A 15,740-nucleotide genomic window follows, 5' to 3' on the forward strand; every position below is an offset into this window, starting at 1 on the left:
TTATATTAACCTCTTGCGACCAAATAAACAGTTTGGCGCCAATTATTGCTATAATACATACTTGTATCATTAAGTAGTGGTGCTTAGTTTATCGTGCTAAGCTTAAATAGACAATATTTGTAAGGATTTTCGAACCATTGAAATCTATTATTTTATTTATCTCATGTGTTGTAATGCTAATGTTGGTTGGATGTCAGAACCAAACTAGAATAACACCCACGATAGTCTCATCTGAAGGAATTAAAACCTTATCGGAACATGATATATTGGCAATTAGTCAACAAGCTTGTATTGAAAATGACAATAGAGCGATTATTCCTCCTAATTATCATCATCTTAATCGTCGATTATCTAAAATAGCCCAAAGTTTACCGCAAAAAATAAATAATATTGAGTTAAACTATAAGGTTTATATTGATACTGAACCGAATGCTTGGTCAACCGCGAATGGTTGTATTCGAGTCAATAGTGGTTTAATGAAATTACTTGAAGATAATGAGTTACAAGCAGTACTGGCGCATGAACAGGCTCATATAGCCCTAAAACATGGAATAAATTTGTTTCGACAAGCTCCTTATATTGAAATTACAGATAAAGCCCATGAGCTTGTGATTATTGTAAAAGAAGCAACCTCACACCAATATGAGGTTGAAGCGGATAGTTATGCTTTTGACTTATTAGTAGGGGAAAATATAGATCCAATTGGTTTGCTCAATATGTTAACAAAAATGCCAATTCATTCTGAAAATCAACCAACCTCGCATCCATCAAGAATAAAACGAATATCCAATATTGTTGATAGATTGAATCGTCACTAACTATTTTTAATTTATTGAATATAAATGCTTTACTTTAGCTATAAATCATTTGTTATTAGTAATTAGCATTGCATCACCATAGCTAAAGAATTGATATTTTTCTTTTACGGCATACTGATAAGCATTCATGGTGTTCTCATAGCCAGCAAATGCTGAAACCAGCATAATCAATGTTGATTCAGGTAAATGAAAGTTAGTGATCAGAGAATCAATGACTTTAAATTGATAGCCCGGGTAAATAAATATTCGGGTATCGGCAAAAAAAGGTGCAATAGTTCCAGTTAGTTGTGCTGCACTTTCTAATGCTCTGACTGATGTTGTTCCTACGGCAATAACTTTATTTCCGCGAGCTTTACAGTCTAAAACTGCTTTTACAACTGATTCGGGGACTTCTGCATATTCGGCATGCATAATATGAGTTTCAATATTTTCAACTCTTACAGGCTGAAATGTACCAGCGCCAACATGTAAGGTAACAAATTCCATCTCAACACCTTTTTGTTTAAGTTTGTCTAATAAAGGTTTATCAAAATGAAGACCAGCCGTTGGGGCCGCGACAGCGCCGGGAACTTTGCTATAAACGGTTTGGTATACTTCACGATCTTGAGCATCATCAGGGCGATCTATATAAGGTGGTAATGGAATATGGCCTATTTCATTTAAAATGCTAAGCACATCGTTAGGAAATTGTAGCTCAAATAATGCATCATGACGTGCAACCATGGTAACTTGGATATTATCATTTTCACCTAAAATGAGTTCTGCTCCTATTTTAGGTGATTTTGAGGCTTTAATATGTGCAAGTGCTCGATTTCCCTCTAACAATCGTTCAATCAATACCTCAATTTTTCCACCTGATGCTTTTTTTCCATATAACCGTGCAGGAATTACTTTAGTATTATTGAAAATGAGTAAATCACCAGCATTAATACAATCAATAATATCCGTAAATACTTTATCTTCAATTTTACCTGAATGGCCATCAAGAGCTAATAATCGACAAGAACTTCTTGTTTCTGAAGGGTATTTTGCAATCAGTTCTTTAGGAAGAGTAAAATCGAAATCAGACAGTTGCATAATTATGTTCCTCAAAAAAAGAGGCACTAGTCTAAATGGCTAATTATTACGAAGCAAGTAATTATTTGTTGATTATTATTAAAGTTGCGTTAAAATTTCACACATCTAACATGAATGTTAGAAGAAAGAAAAGTCTGTTAATATAAGGAAAATGATATGAAAAAACATCAAAAAACATTGCTTGTTGCACTACCTTTAGTTGCAGCTATGTCTTTAGCCGGCTGTAAAAATATGAGTGCTAGTGATTTAACTAGTCTTGGTATGAAAGGTTTACAAGCAGCAACACTCAGTGATAATGATGTGAAAGCATTAAGCCAAAAATCTTGTGCTCAAATGGATGCTCAGTCAAAAATTGCTCCAGCTAAAAGTGCATATACTAAACGCTTAAATAAAATTGCTAAAGCTCTTGGTAATAATATCAATGGAACTCCAGTTAACTATAAAGTGTATATCACTAAAGATGTTAACGCTTGGGCAATGGCTAATGGCTGTGTTCGTGTTTACAGTGGTTTAATGGATATGATGACTGATAATGAAATTCAAGGCGTTTTAGGTCATGAATTAGGTCACGTTGCTTTAGGTCATAGTAAAAAAGCAATCCAAGTTGCTTATGCAACAGAAATTGCTCGTGATGCAGCGGCAGCATCAGGTAACAAAACAGTTGCTTCATTATCTAAATCTTCTTTAGGTGCTTTAGCTGAAGCTGTTATCAATGCTCAATTCTCTCAATCACAAGAACAAGACGCTGATAATTTCTCTTTTGATTATTTAGTTAAGAAAAAAATCAATCCAGCAGGTCTTGCAACTGCATTTGATAAATTAGGTGGTGGTGATGCATCAATTTTAAGTAGCCATCCATCTTCAGCAAAACGTGCTGAAAATATTCGTAATAAATTAGCTGAATTAAAAAGATAATTCATTTAAATAATTTATTAGAAAAAAGCGCCTTTTTGGCGCTTTTTTATTAGTTACTGTTAATCAATTATTAATTGATAATCATAATTAATGAGTTTAAGTAGAGATTAAGCAAATTAATTTAAATAATTTATTGAAATATTAAAATAGATTATTTTAATGTTTGAATATCCCTCTATTATAATTAGAGGGATATATAGAAATTAAATTATACTTGTTTATAGTTAGATAAAAAGTGTGCAAATCGAGCTATAGCATCTTGTAGTTCACCTGTATGAGGTAAAGCAACAATCCTAACATGATCTGGTTTATGCCAATTAAATCCACTTCCTTGTACTAACAGTACTTTTTCTTGTAACAAAAAGTCTAAAACTAATTTTTGATCGTTATGAATATTAAATTTTTTCTGATCCAGTTTTGGAAATAGATATAAAGCACCTTGTGGTTTAGTACAAGAAACGCCAGGAATATCATTTAATAAACGCCATGCCAACATACATTGATCATAGAGTCGACCGCCAGGCACAATAAATTCGTTAATACTTTGATAACCACCCAATGCGCCTTGAATTGCGTGTTGCAGTGGTACATTGGCACATAAACGCATTGAAGCTAACATATTTAGACCTTCAATATAACCTTTAACATGATGTTTTGGTCCACATAGTGCCATCCAACCTTGTCTAAAACCAGCAACTCGATAAGTTTTTGATAAACCGCTCATGGTAATAACAAATAGATCTGGAGCTAAAGCCGCAATCGAATGATGTACAGCATCATCATATAAAATTTTATCGTAAATTTCGTCAGCAAAAATAATTAAATTATTTTGACGTGCGATTTCGGCTATTTCGAGTAAAACTTCTTTACTATAAACCGCTCCAGTCGGATTATTTGGATTAATAATCACAATCCCTTTGGTTTTAGGGGTAATTTTTTGTTTGATATCTTGTAAATCAGGTGACCAATTAGCTTCTTCATCACAAACATAGTGAACTGCATTGCCACCAGATAAACTAACAGCAGCTGTCCAAAGTGGATAATCAGGCATTGGTACTAATATTTCATCACCACTATTAAGTAATGCTTGCATGGATTGAACGATTAACTCTGAAACACCATTACCAATATAGATATCTTCTACATCTAAATTAGTAATTCCTCTGGATTGATAGTGCTGCATAATCGCTTTACGAGCAGAATAAAGACCTTTTGAGTCACAATACCCTTGTGATGTAGGTAGATTACGAATGACATCAACTAATAATTCATCAGGTGCGTTAAAACCGAAAGGGGCTGGATTTCCAATATTGAGTTTAAGAATAGTTTGACCCTCTTCTTCCAGCCTTTTGGCATGCTCAAGAATTGGCCCACGAATGTCATAACAAACATGGTCCAATTTATTGGATTTTTGAAAATTTATCATAATAATGCCCTTTCATTTTATCTTATTGCTTTTTATTTTGCGTAAAAAAACAATCTACTCCTATTTAGATAATTTTTGAAGGTGTTATTATAAACAACCCAATAAATATTTTTTAAGTGTATAAAATTTGTGCGGAGAGTGTGATGAAAACAATTTTAACGGTAATTGGTAAGGACCAAACAGGAATTATTGCAGGGATAAGCCAAAAGTTATATGAATTAAATATTAATATATTAGATGTTAGCCAAACTATTATGGATGAGTATTTTACCATGATTATGTTATTAGATTTATCTAACATTAACGTCACTTTTGATGAGGTCAAAAATACTTTGGTGCATACTGGTGAGCAGTTAAAAGTTAAAGTGAATATACAACGAGAAGAAATTTTTGATGCAATGCATCGTTTATAAGCTCAATTTCATATTTTTACGAAAGGATAGAACTAATGGAAACAAAACAGATCCTCGAAACAATTAAAATGATAGAGGAAGAAAAACTTGATATCCGCACAATAACCATGGGTATATCTCTTCTTGATTGTATTGATAGTGATGGTGCAAAAGCGCGTCAAAAAATCTACGATAAAATTACGCGATTAGCGAAAGATTTAGTTAAAGTTGGTGATCAAATTACTTCTGAATTTGGTATCCCTATTATTAATAAACGTATTTCAGTTACTCCTATATCATTGATTGCAGGCGCAAGTGACGATAAAGACTATGTTGCCTTTGCTAAAACACTCGATGAAGCAGCCAAAGCGGTTGGTGTTAATTTTATAGGCGGATTTTCTGCATTAGTGCAAAAAGGTTACCATAAAGGCGATGAAATTCTTATTAAATCAATTCCACAAGCATTAGCACAAACCGAACGAGTTTGTTCTTCAGTTAATGTCGGCTCTACTCAAACTGGTATTAATATGGATGCAGTAAAGCAAATGGGACAAATTATTAAAGAAGCGGCCGCATTAACCGCTGACAATAGTAGTATGGCTTGTGCAAAATTAGTGGTATTTGCTAATGCAGTTGAAGATAATCCATTTATGGCTGGTGCTTTTCATGGTGTTGGTGAAGCTGACTGTGTGATTAATGTCGGTGTGAGTGGGCCGGGTGTAGTTAAGCGAGCATTGGAAAAAGTTAAAGGTCAGCCTTTTGATGTTGTTGCTGAAACAATTAAAAAAACTGCCTTTAAAATAACTCGTATGGGTCAATTGGTAGGTAAAGAAACGTCAGAACGTTTAGGCGTTAAATTTGGGATTGTTGATTTATCTTTGGCACCAACTCCAGCTATCGGTGACTCAGTAGCACATATTTTAGAAGAAATGGGACTAGAAGTTGTTGGAACACATGGAACTACCGCTGCACTAGCGATGCTTAATGATGCCGTGAAAAAAGGTGGCGTAATGGCTTGTGGACATGTAGGTGGATTAAGTGGTGCATTTATTCCTGTATCAGAAGATGCGGGTATGATTGATGCAGTAAACAATGGGGCTCTAAATCTTGAAAAATTAGAAGCCATGACCTGTGTTTGCTCTGTAGGGCTTGATATGATTGCTATTCCTGGCGATACGCCAGCTGAAACTATTTCAGCAATTATTGCTGATGAAGCAGCAATTGGAGTAATTAATCATAAAACGACGGCGGTCAGAATTATCCCAGCTGTAGGTTTGAAAGTAGGCGATAATATTGAATTTGGTGGTTTACTTGGTCATGCTCCTGTAATGCCAGTAAATAAATTTAGTTCATGCGATTTTATTAGTCGTGGTGGGCGTATTCCTGCTCCAATTCACTCCTTTAAAAATTAATTTATTGTGACTCTGTCGATAATATTTATTTATGGCAGAGTCATAAATTATTTCTCATTATAAAGCATATCGATGACATAGATTCATTGTTTAGTGTGCTTATTCTAAATTGTTCATATATGCAATATTATTTACTAATCAATTCTTGCTCTTTATTTATATTAAAAACAATTGGTTAAACTAAATACCATCAGGTTAATTGTCAATTATAGGGATGCCAATCAATATCAATAATTCTAAACAAATTTAATGTTTCACTCTTGAAAAGGTATAATAGGAATAATATTAATGAATAAGTTATCAATAAAAGAGAAGAGATATTCTCATCTAAAAAGGTTTGAGGAGTATATGGTGTTTAAACATAAACACTATCAATAAATAATGATGAAAACAGAACTTTATTTTCAACGCTTTAGTGGTATCGCTAGACTTTATGGTGAGCAGGCATTACAACGTTTCTCTCAAGCTCATGTCTGTGTCATCGGTATTGGTGGTGTGGGGTCATGGGTCGCTGAATCGCTTGCTCGAAGTGGCGTTGGACAAATTACTTTGATAGATATGGATGATGTCTGTATTACCAATACTAATCGTCAAATTCACGCTTTAAAATCTAATATAGGTAAAGCAAAAACTTCGGTTATGGCAGATCGAATTTTACAGATTAATCCTGAATGTGTTGTTAATGATATAGATGATTTTATTAATGCCGATAACGTTAATGATTATTTGGGTTCTAAACAACATCCTCGTTATGACTATATTATTGACGCAATTGACAGCGTCAAAGATAAAGCTGCTGTTTTGGCTTATTGTAAGCGACAAAAATTAAAGGTCATTACAATCGGGGGAGCGGGGGGACAAAAAGATCCTACGCAAATTAAAATCGCTGACTTAGCGAAAACAATTCAAGATCCTTTAGCGGCTAAATTGCGCGAGCGATTAAAAAATGATTATAAACTTAATAAAGATAGTAAAGGTAAATTTGCTATTCCATGTGTGTTTTCAACTGAACAATTGACTTATCCGGCATCTAATGGCCAAACTTGCTTAATGAAAAGCCAAGCGCAAGGTGCAAAAAAAATGGATTGTGAATCAGGTTTTGGGGCAATCACTACTGTTACGGCAACATTTGGTTTTGTGGCGGTTAGTTATGTATTAAATAAGTTGAGCATTGTATAATTTTTATCATTTATTTACGTTAAAAATATATTTTTTACCTTATCGTAAATTGTTCATTTCTTGAAATGCTCTGATAATAAAGTAATAAAATTTTGAATTTTAATCAGCAAAAACCAGCAAAATTATTTGCTCTTTTAAATAACATTCATTTTTTATAAATATCTTATTGTGTAAAGTAAAAAACTGATTTACGATATCCGACAATTTCGTTTTGCTATTATAAATATGCTTTAAATATGTTCAAGGAAGACGCCAAACGATCCAAGTTTATTTTTTAATTTTCAAGGAGAAATCTATGGCAGTAACCAATATGAATGAGTTAAATGAGTTAATGACTCGAGTTAAAAAAGCTCAGGAAACTTATTCTACTTATACTCAAGAGCAAGTTGATAAAATCTTCGTGGCAGCTGCAACAGCCGCAGCCGCAGCTCGAATCCCTCTTGCACAGCAAGCTGTTGCTGAATCAGGAATGGGGATTGTAGAAGATAAAGTTATTAAAAACTTATTTGCTGCAGAGTATATTCTTAATAAATATCGCAATGACAAAACTTGTGGTGTTGTTGCTGAAAATGAGTCTTATGGTACCATTACAATAGCGGAGCCATTAGGGATTATTTGTGGAATCGTGCCGACTACAAACCCGACTTCAACCGCAATTTTTAAATCATTAATCAGTTTAAAAACTCGTAATGCTATTGTCTTTTCCCCACATCCACGTGCTAAAAAATCAACTATTGAAGCTGCCCGTATTGTGTTAGATGCGGCAATTAAAGCTGGTGCTCCAAAAGATATTATTGGTTGGATTGATGAACCATCTATCGAATTATCAAACGCTTTAATGCATCATGATGATGTTGCTGCAATCTTAGCAACTGGTGGACCAGGTATGGTTAAAGCCGCTTATAGTTCTGGTAAACCAGCATTAGGTGTTGGTGCAGGTAATACCCCTGTAATTATCGATGAAACTGCTGATTTAAAACGTGCTGTTGCATCAGTACTTATGTCTAAAACTTTTGATAATGGTATGATCTGTGCTTCTGAGCAAGCTATTGTTGTCGTTGATTCAGTTTATGATGAAGTACGTGATTTATTGACTCAATATGGCGCTTATGTTTTAAATGCTAAAGAAACAAAAGCTGTTCAAGGTATCATCTTAAATGATAAAGGCGCTTTAAATGCTAATATCGTAGGCCAACCAGCAACTAAGATTGCAGAAATGGCTGGTATTAAAGTTCCTGCAGGTTCTAAAGTACTTGTTGGTGAAGTAAGTAAAGTAGATTTATCTGAACCATTTGCTCACGAAAAACTTTCACCAACATTAGCTATGTTTAAAGCTAAAGATTTTAATGAAGCGGTAGATAAAGCTGAAAAACTTGTTGAAATGGGTGGTATGGGACATACTTCAGTACTTTATACTGATCAAGATAGTAATCGTGATCGTGTTGCTTATTTTGGCAGTAAAATGAAAACATGTCGTATTTTAATCAACCAACCAGCTGCTCACGGTGGTATCGGTGATTTGTATAACTTTGATTTAGCTCCATCTTTAACATTAGGATGTGGTTCTTGGGGTGGTAACTCGGTCTCAGAAAATGTCGGTCCGAAACACTTAATCAACAAGAAAACAATCGCTAAGAGAGCAGAAAACATGTTATGGCACAAATTACCAAGTTCTATCTATTTTAAACGTGGCTCGCTTCCAGTTGCTTTAAATGAAGTGATTGAGCAAGGTGCCAAACGAGTATTTTTAGTAACCGATAAATTCTTATTTAATAATGGTTACTCAAAACAAATTACTGATCAACTTGAAGCACAAGGTGTGATTTGTGAAACCTTCTTTGATGTTGAAGCTGACCCAACATTAAGTGTCGTCCGTAAAGGTACTGATTCAATGACAGCATTCCAACCGGATACTGTTATAGCTTTAGGTGGTGGTTCACCAATGGATGCGGCGAAAATTATGTGGGTTCTTTATGAACATCCAGAAACTAAATTTGACGAATTAGCATTGCGTTTCATGGATATTCGTAAACGTACTTGTCATTTCCCTAACATGGGTAAAAAAGCAAAACTAATTTGCGTGACAACTACATCAGGTACTGGTTCTGAAGTGACACCGTTTGCGGTAGTTACTGATGATGCAACTGGTCAAAAATACCCATTAGCTGATTACGCAATTACACCAAACATGGCAATTGTCGATGCTAACTTAGTTATGAATATGCCAAAATCACTTTGTGCGGCTGGTGGTTATGATGCGGTAACTCATGCTTTAGAAGCTTATGTGTCAATTATGGCAAGCGAGTTTTCTGATGGTCAAGCGTTACAAGCATTAAGCTTATTAAAAGCTTACTTGCCAACAAGCTACAAAGAAGGAGCAAAAAATCCTATCGCTCGTGAAAAAGTGCATAATGCTGCAACTTTAGCTGGTGTTGCGTTTGCTCAATCATTCTTAGGTGTTTGCCACTCAATTGCCCATAAAATTGGTGCGGCATTCCACATTCCTCATGGTGTGGCGAATGCGATGCTAATTAGTAATGTTGTTCGCTTTAATGCAACGGATAAACCGACTAAACAAGGTACATTTAGCCAATATGGTTATCCTCAAGCTGTAAGACGTTATGCAGAGATTGCAGAACATCTTGGCTTAACTGTAGCAACAGATAAAGACGAGAAGAAAGTTGAGAAATTAATTGGCTGGTTAGATCAATTAAGAAAAGATCTAGATATTCCTTTCTCTATCAAAGAGTTTGGTGTAGATGAGAAAACTTTCTTAGCTCAAGTTGATCAACTTGCAGTTGATGCATTTGATGACCAATGTACTGGTGCTAACCCTCGTTATCCTTTAATTGCAGAATTAAAACAAATTCTACTTGATACTTACTATGGTCGTGCGTATCAAGATAAAGGTGACATTAGTGAAGATGTAGCTGTTAACACTGCAGCTAAAGGTGTAGCTGCAACTACAACTAAGAAAAAAGCACCTAAAAAGAAATAATTTAAAAGATTATTCTTGATTAGCAAAAGCCTGAGATAATTTATATCTCGGGCTTTTTTATTTTTTAATTTTGCGAAACAAATAAATTCTACTTTAAATTTACTATAGTCATATGTATCAAGATAAGAGTGATATTAGCGAAAATGCATCTATTTACATCATAGCTAAAGATGTCTTCAATCATAATTAAGAAAAAAAAGTCTAAAAAGAAATAATTTGAAAGATTATTCTTGATTAGCAAAAGCCTGTGATAGTTTATATCTTAGTTTTTTATTCTTTAATTTTATTATATGAACAAATTTTACTCGAAATTCGCTATGGTATTACCTCAATATTAGGGTGATATTCATAGAAATATTGTTACTCATACCGCTTTTAAAGCGGGTTCAGCTACTAAAACCACGAAAAAGGCGTAAAAAAGGAAATAATTTAACATGTTATTTTTGATTAAAAAAAATTCTGAAATAGTTTACATATCAATCTTTTTTGGTTTTTTTGATTTTTTTTTAATCAAACAATAAAAAAAATGTTTTTTTTGCTTGCAAGCTTAAATGTTCTAGTACATAATGCGCAGCACTTAGGCCGGCTTAGCTCAGTAGGTAGAGCAACTGACTTGTAATCAGTAGGTCGCCAGTTCGATTCCGGCAGCCGGCACCATTTTCCTAAGTAAACAGTTTATAATGATTCGGGGTGGGGTTCCCGAGCGGCCAAAGGGAGCAGACTGTAAATCTGCCGTGTCACACTTCGAAGGTTCGAATCCTTCCCCCACCACCATTATCTAACATTAGCAATTGCTAATTGAAGCATTTAGGTAGCCGAGTTTGAACATGCGGGCATCGTATAATGGCTATTACCTCAGCCTTCCAAGCTGATGATGCGGGTTCGATTCCCGCTGCCCGCTCCAATTGCTGATATAGCTCAGTTGGTAGAGCGCACCCTTGGTAAGGGTGAGGTCGGCAGTTCAAATCTGCCTATCAGCACCATTCTTGTTAATTTCCTAAACCTTCTAAAAAAATTAGATTTAACTGCTTTAGAGCTTGTCACTTGACGGCTTTATCTGGTATCATTCAGAGCTAATTTTAAGTTAGTATTATGTTAAAATTAAATATGATACTTGGTTAATGTGGTGAATCACCACCGATTTGTATTACATTGAGGGACGATAAATGTCTAAAGAAAAATTTGAACGTACAAAACCCCACGTTAACGTTGGTACAATCGGCCACGTTGACCATGGTAAAACAACTTTAACTGCAGCGATCACATCAGTATTATCTAAAAAATACGGTGGTCAAGCTCGTGCATTCGATCAAATCGATAACGCACCAGAAGAAAAAGCACGTGGTATCACCATCAATACTTCACACGTTGAATACGATACACCAACTCGTCACTATGCACACGTAGACTGCCCAGGCCATGCTGACTATGTTAAAAACATGATCACTGGTGCGGCACAAATGGACGGCGCTATCTTAGTAGTAGCAGCAACTGATGGTCCAATGCCACAAACTCGTGAGCACATTCTTTTAGGTCGTCAAGTAGGTGTACCTTACATCATCGTATTCTTAAACAAATGTGATATGGTTGATGATGAAGAATTATTAGAATTAGTTGAAATGGAAGTACGTGAACTTTTATCTCAATACGATTTCCCAGGTGACGATACACCAGTAATTCGTGGTTCAGCGCTTAAAGCGTTAGAAGGCGATGCGGCATGGGAAGATAAAATTGTAGAATTAGCAGAAGCATTAGACAGCTACATTCCAGAACCAGAGCGTGACATTGATAAACCATTCTTATTACCAATCGAAGACGTATTCTCAATCTCAGGCCGTGGTACAGTAGTAACAGGTCGTGTAGAGCGCGGTGTAATCAAAGTTGGTGAAGAAGTTGAAATCGTTGGTATCAAACCGACTACTAAAACAACTTGTACTGGTGTTGAAATGTTCCGTAAATTACTAGACGAAGGTCGTGCTGGTGAGAACGTAGGTGTATTATTACGTGGTACAAAACGTGAAGAAATCGAACGTGGTCAAGTATTAGCAAAACCAGGTTCAATCACTCCACATACAGATTTCGAATCAGAAGTGTATATTCTAAGTAAAGATGAAGGTGGTCGTCATACTCCATTCTTCAAAGGTTACCGTCCACAGTTCTACTTCCGTACAACAGACGTAACAGGTACTATTGAATTACCAGAAGGCGTAGAAATGGTAATGCCAGGTGATAACATCAAAATGACAGTATCATTAATTCACCCAATCGCAATGGCAGACGGCTTACGTTTCGCTATTCGTGAAGGTGGTCGTACTGTTGGTGCTGGTGTTGTTGCTAAGGTTATTAAATAATTTCAGCAATCGCGATCATAGAAAGGGTATCTTTTGATACCCTTTCTTACCTAGTCTGTTTAGCAAAATGTTTTTAGAGAAAGAGCATTTTGGAAAATGGATAATATTATAAATAACATAATCATAGGTTTTATATGCTAGTAAGTAACGAGAGTCAAGATACAAGTACTGTTCTAGACAAATTTAAATGGGTTTTGGTTCTAGTATTAATTGCGTTAATTGTTTGGGGAAATTCTTATTTCTCTTTACCTAATGATATATATCAACCAAATGCGATCGTTCGAATTATTGCAGTTGTTGTGGTTTCGCTTTTAACCTTATTTATTGCATTTACAACCGCTAAAGGGAAATCGTTTATAGCTTTTCTGCAAGAATCACGAAAAGAACTCAGAAAGGTTGTATGGCCTACTCGTAAAGAAGCTGTACAAACAACTTTATTAATCGCTGTTATTACCGTTATTGTTGGTACTGCGCTTTGGGGAATGGATTCTTTGTTCCGTTCAATCATCTTTTATTTAACTTCAATAGGGCGTTAATATGAGTGAAACACAACAAAAACGCTGGTATGTGATCCAAGCTTATTCTGGCTATGAAGCACGTGTTGCACAATCATTACGTGAATATATTAAATTACATAATATGGAAGATTCTTTTGGGGAAGTTTTAGTACCAACCGAAGAAGTTGTTGAAATGAAAGGTGGACAGCGCCGTAAAAGCGAACGTAAATTTTTCCCAGGTTATGTTTTAGTTGAAATGATGATGAACGATGCAACTTGGCATTTAGTTAAAAGTGTACCAAGAACAATGGGATTCATTGGTGGGACATCAGATAGACCAGCGCCAATTAGCCAACGTGAAGTTGATGCAATTATGAATCGTCTACAGCAAGTTGGTGATAAACCGCGTCCTAAAACATTATTTGAACCAGGTGAACTTGTTCGTGTTAACGAAGGTCCATTTGCTGACTTTAATGGTGTAGTTGAAGAAGTAGATTACGAAAAAAGTCGCTTAAAAGTGTCGGTTTCTATTTTTGGTCGTTCTACTCCAGTTGAACTTGATTTTAGCCAAGTAGAAAAAAGCTAAAAACTTAACTGTTTTACTGCACAATATTTATAGAAAAACACAGAGCATAAGCTCTGTGTTTTTTGTTTTAAACAAATAAATTTTATTGGAGTTATGATTACTCAGCTTCAAATTCTTCTAACTGTTGTTGTAAATCAAACCAACTTGACTCTGCTTTATCTAATTCTATTTTTAAATTACTTTGATTGAGTAGCAATTGCGTCAGTTCTGTTTTTTTATCTGAACCGTAAAGATCGGGATCCGCTAATTGCTCTTCAATAATTTTTAATTGATCATTTAATCGAGCAATAATTTTCTCTTCTTTTTGTAACTGCTTTTTAAGTGGCTGTAATTGTGCTCGAGCCTCAGCATCCTTACGTTTCTGCTCTTTACGTTCTTGAGCTGAAACTTTAGGTAAACTTTCTTTTTTTATTGGCTTATTTGTTTCTTGTGGTTGGTTTTCTGTTTTCTGTTCTTCTGTAAGCCATTTATGATAATCATCAAGATCACCATTAAAAGGTTCGACTTTATGATCATGAACTAAGTAAAACTCATCAGTAGTAGAACGCAATAAATGCCTATCATGAGAGACCACAACTAACGCCCCCTCAAAATCGATTAATGCTTCAGTCAAGGCTTGTCGCATATCTAAATCTAAGTGGTTTGTTGGTTCATCGAGCAACAGTAAATTTGGTTTTTGCCAAACAATTAACGCTAAAACTAATCGAGCCTTTTCACCACCAGAGAATGTTTTTACTGGTTCACTAACTTTATCACCATGAAAATCAAAACCTCCCAAATAATTACGTAATTCTTGTTCGGTATTTTTCGGCTCCGCAAGTTGTTTTAAATGCCATAAAGCTGATTCATCTGCCCGTAAATATTCTAATTGGTGTTGAGCAAAATAGCCAAGCTGTACCCCTTTAGCCAAGCTAACCTGACCTTGCATTGGTGGTAATTCACCAGCCAATAACTTGATGAGTGTTGATTTACCAGCACCATTACGACCTAATAAACCTATGCGAGAACCTGGAACTAAATTAAGTTTAATCTGTTCTAATACAATTTTGTCACCATAGCCGGCAACGATATTTTCCATCGTTAATAAAGGACTTGGTAAGAATTCAGGTTGTCTAAATTTAAAGTGAAATGGATTATCGACATGTGCTGGTGCAATTAATTCCATTCTTTCTAACATTTTTATTCGGCTTTGAGCTTGTTTAGCTTTGGTTGCTTTAGCCCTAAAACGATCAATATAGCTTTGTAAATGTGCAACTTTAAGTTGCTGGCTTTCATACATTGATTGTTGCTGAGCCAGTTTTGCTGAGCGTTGTGTCTCGAATGATGAATAATTACCGGTATACTCAAATAGTTTCTTTTGTTCAATGTGAATAATTTTATTAACCAATGGATCTAAGAAATCACGGTCATGTGAAATTAAAATAAGTGTACCTTGATAATTACTTAACCATTTTTCTAACCACATCACAGCATCTAAATCAAGATGGTTGGTTGGTTCATCAAGAAGAAGTAAATCAGAACGGCACATTAACGCTTGCGCTAGATTAAGTCGCATACGCCAACCACCAGAGTAGGATTTAACCGGTAATGTTAATTGTTCATTGGAAAAACCTAAACCATGCAGTAACGTTGCCGCTCGAGAGCGGATAGTCCACGCATCAATGTTATCAAGTTTTTCATGAATAAGCGCAATTTGCTCACCATTATTTTTTTCGTAAGCAATCTCTAAATCTTGTTCTAATTTTCGAAACTCACGATCACCATCAATAACATATTCGATAGCGGCTGTATCTAATGCTGGTGTTTCTTGATTTACCCATGCTAATTGCCATTGAGCAGGAATAGAAACACTACCGGCATCAGTTTGAATTTCACCTTTAATTAATGAAAAAAGTGTGGACTTACCACAGCCATTTTTACCGACTAATCCAACTTTCTGTTTAGGATTTATTGTTGCTGATGCATTATCTAAAAGTAGATTAATGCCTCTACGAATTTGGATAGAATCAAACACTATCATGACGGAGTCACCTATGATTCAATATAAAATGTGTTATGCTAACAAAAAATAAAGCGTATGCAAAATCAT

The 15,740-nt window shown here is 35.2% G+C and carries 12 protein-coding genes and 4 tRNA genes; 13 read left to right on the forward strand and 3 right to left on the reverse strand.

Annotated elements, in window-relative coordinates; translation table 11 throughout:
• Window positions 1-137 precede the first annotated feature (137 nt).
• The gene (locus AC5LWZ_RS03185) at window positions 138-818 is read left to right on the forward strand and encodes a M48 family metalloprotease (protein WP_294884607.1); all 681 of its coding nucleotides are present in this window, start codon (window positions 138-140) and stop codon (window positions 816-818) included.
• A 45-nt stretch (window positions 819-863) separates the two neighbouring features.
• Here AC5LWZ_RS03185 and queA read toward each other — a convergent pair whose 3' ends face one another.
• Window positions 864-1,895, reverse strand: a complete 1,032-nt coding sequence (gene queA, locus AC5LWZ_RS03190; protein ID WP_110448706.1) for a tRNA preQ1(34) S-adenosylmethionine ribosyltransferase-isomerase QueA — start codon at window positions 1,893-1,895, stop codon at window positions 864-866.
• A 156-nt stretch (window positions 1,896-2,051) separates the two neighbouring features.
• Here queA and loiP point away from each other — a divergent pair, with 156 nt between their 5' ends.
• Window positions 2,052-2,810, forward strand: a complete 759-nt coding sequence (gene loiP, locus AC5LWZ_RS03195) for a metalloprotease LoiP (RefSeq protein WP_110448707.1) — start codon at window positions 2,052-2,054, stop codon at window positions 2,808-2,810.
• A 208-nt stretch (window positions 2,811-3,018) separates the two neighbouring features.
• On the opposite strand, the gene AC5LWZ_RS03200 is transcribed toward loiP, so the two are convergent.
• Window positions 3,019-4,236: a pyridoxal phosphate-dependent aminotransferase gene (locus tag AC5LWZ_RS03200; protein WP_110448708.1), complete on the reverse strand. Its 1,218-nt coding sequence runs from the start codon at window positions 4,234-4,236 to the stop codon at window positions 3,019-3,021.
• A gap of 143 nt (window positions 4,237-4,379) precedes the next feature.
• Between AC5LWZ_RS03200 and AC5LWZ_RS03205 the strand changes: the two genes are divergently transcribed.
• The 11 genes from AC5LWZ_RS03205 to nusG all read left to right on the forward strand — a co-directional run bounded on the left by AC5LWZ_RS03205 (window position 4,380) and on the right by nusG (window position 13,651).
• Window positions 4,380-4,649, forward strand: coding sequence for an ACT domain-containing protein (locus tag AC5LWZ_RS03205; protein WP_110448709.1), 270 nt, complete (start codon window positions 4,380-4,382; stop codon window positions 4,647-4,649).
• 35 nt (window positions 4,650-4,684) lie between these two features.
• Window positions 4,685-6,040, forward strand: a complete 1,356-nt coding sequence (locus AC5LWZ_RS03210; RefSeq protein WP_493463951.1) for a PFL family protein — start codon at window positions 4,685-4,687, stop codon at window positions 6,038-6,040.
• A gap of 384 nt (window positions 6,041-6,424) precedes the next feature.
• Window positions 6,425-7,219, forward strand: coding sequence for a tRNA cyclic N6-threonylcarbamoyladenosine(37) synthase TcdA (gene tcdA, locus AC5LWZ_RS03215; protein ID WP_363317525.1), 795 nt, complete (start codon window positions 6,425-6,427; stop codon window positions 7,217-7,219).
• A 295-nt stretch (window positions 7,220-7,514) separates the two neighbouring features.
• Window positions 7,515-10,217 carry a bifunctional acetaldehyde-CoA/alcohol dehydrogenase gene (adhE, locus tag AC5LWZ_RS03220; RefSeq protein ID WP_110448712.1) on the forward strand — a complete coding sequence of 901 codons (2,703 nt, stop codon included), beginning with the start codon at window positions 7,515-7,517 and terminating at the stop codon, window positions 10,215-10,217.
• Window positions 10,218-10,798: 581 nt separating this feature from the next.
• Window positions 10,799-10,874, forward strand: a tRNA-Thr gene (locus AC5LWZ_RS03225).
• A 32-nt stretch (window positions 10,875-10,906) separates the two neighbouring features.
• A tRNA-Tyr gene (locus AC5LWZ_RS03230) sits at window positions 10,907-10,991 on the forward strand.
• Window positions 10,992-11,046: 55 nt separating this feature from the next.
• Window positions 11,047-11,121 (forward strand) — tRNA-Gly (locus tag AC5LWZ_RS03235).
• Between the two features lie 3 nt (window positions 11,122-11,124).
• Window positions 11,125-11,200: transfer RNA gene (locus tag AC5LWZ_RS03240), tRNA-Thr, on the forward strand.
• 183 nt (window positions 11,201-11,383) lie between these two features.
• Window positions 11,384-12,568: an elongation factor Tu gene (gene tuf, locus AC5LWZ_RS03245; RefSeq protein WP_034900851.1), complete on the forward strand. Its 1,185-nt coding sequence runs from the start codon at window positions 11,384-11,386 to the stop codon at window positions 12,566-12,568.
• A 134-nt stretch (window positions 12,569-12,702) separates the two neighbouring features.
• The gene (secE, locus tag AC5LWZ_RS03250) at window positions 12,703-13,104 is read left to right on the forward strand and encodes a preprotein translocase subunit SecE (protein WP_110448531.1); all 402 of its coding nucleotides are present in this window, start codon (window positions 12,703-12,705) and stop codon (window positions 13,102-13,104) included.
• 1 nt (window position 13,105) lies between these two features.
• Window positions 13,106-13,651 (forward strand): transcription termination/antitermination protein NusG, encoded by a 546-nt coding sequence (nusG, locus tag AC5LWZ_RS03255; RefSeq protein ID WP_110448530.1) that lies wholly within the window; start codon window positions 13,106-13,108, stop codon window positions 13,649-13,651.
• A gap of 97 nt (window positions 13,652-13,748) precedes the next feature.
• On the opposite strand, the gene AC5LWZ_RS03260 is transcribed toward nusG, so the two are convergent.
• Complete coding sequence (locus tag AC5LWZ_RS03260; protein WP_493463952.1) at window positions 13,749-15,671, reverse strand: ABC transporter ATP-binding protein; 1,923 nt, start codon at window positions 15,669-15,671, stop codon at window positions 13,749-13,751.
• Window positions 15,672-15,740: the final 69 nt, after the last annotated feature.

The sequence above is a fragment of the Gilliamella sp. LMG 34362 genome, from assembly GCF_984569125.1.

Coding starts and splice junctions, on each gene's coding strand:
- queA (WP_110448706.1), bottom strand. CDS start 1,895: ATGCAACTGTCTGATTTCGATTTTACTCTTCCTAAAGAACTGATTGCA.
- loiP (WP_110448707.1), top strand. CDS start 2,052: ATGAAAAAACATCAAAAAACATTGCTTGTTGCACTACCTTTAGTTGCA.
- AC5LWZ_RS03200 (WP_110448708.1), bottom strand. CDS start 4,236: ATGATAAATTTTCAAAAATCCAATAAATTGGACCATGTTTGTTATGAC.
- AC5LWZ_RS03205 (WP_110448709.1), top strand. CDS start 4,380: ATGAAAACAATTTTAACGGTAATTGGTAAGGACCAAACAGGAATTATT.
- AC5LWZ_RS03210 (WP_493463951.1), top strand. CDS start 4,685: ATGGAAACAAAACAGATCCTCGAAACAATTAAAATGATAGAGGAAGAA.
- tcdA (WP_363317525.1), top strand. CDS start 6,425: ATGAAAACAGAACTTTATTTTCAACGCTTTAGTGGTATCGCTAGACTT.
- adhE (WP_110448712.1), top strand. CDS start 7,515: ATGGCAGTAACCAATATGAATGAGTTAAATGAGTTAATGACTCGAGTT.
- tuf (WP_034900851.1), top strand. CDS start 11,384: ATGTCTAAAGAAAAATTTGAACGTACAAAACCCCACGTTAACGTTGGT.
- secE (WP_110448531.1), top strand. CDS start 12,703: ATGCTAGTAAGTAACGAGAGTCAAGATACAAGTACTGTTCTAGACAAA.
- nusG (WP_110448530.1), top strand. CDS start 13,106: ATGAGTGAAACACAACAAAAACGCTGGTATGTGATCCAAGCTTATTCT.
- AC5LWZ_RS03260 (WP_493463952.1), bottom strand. CDS start 15,671: ATGATAGTGTTTGATTCTATCCAAATTCGTAGAGGCATTAATCTACTT.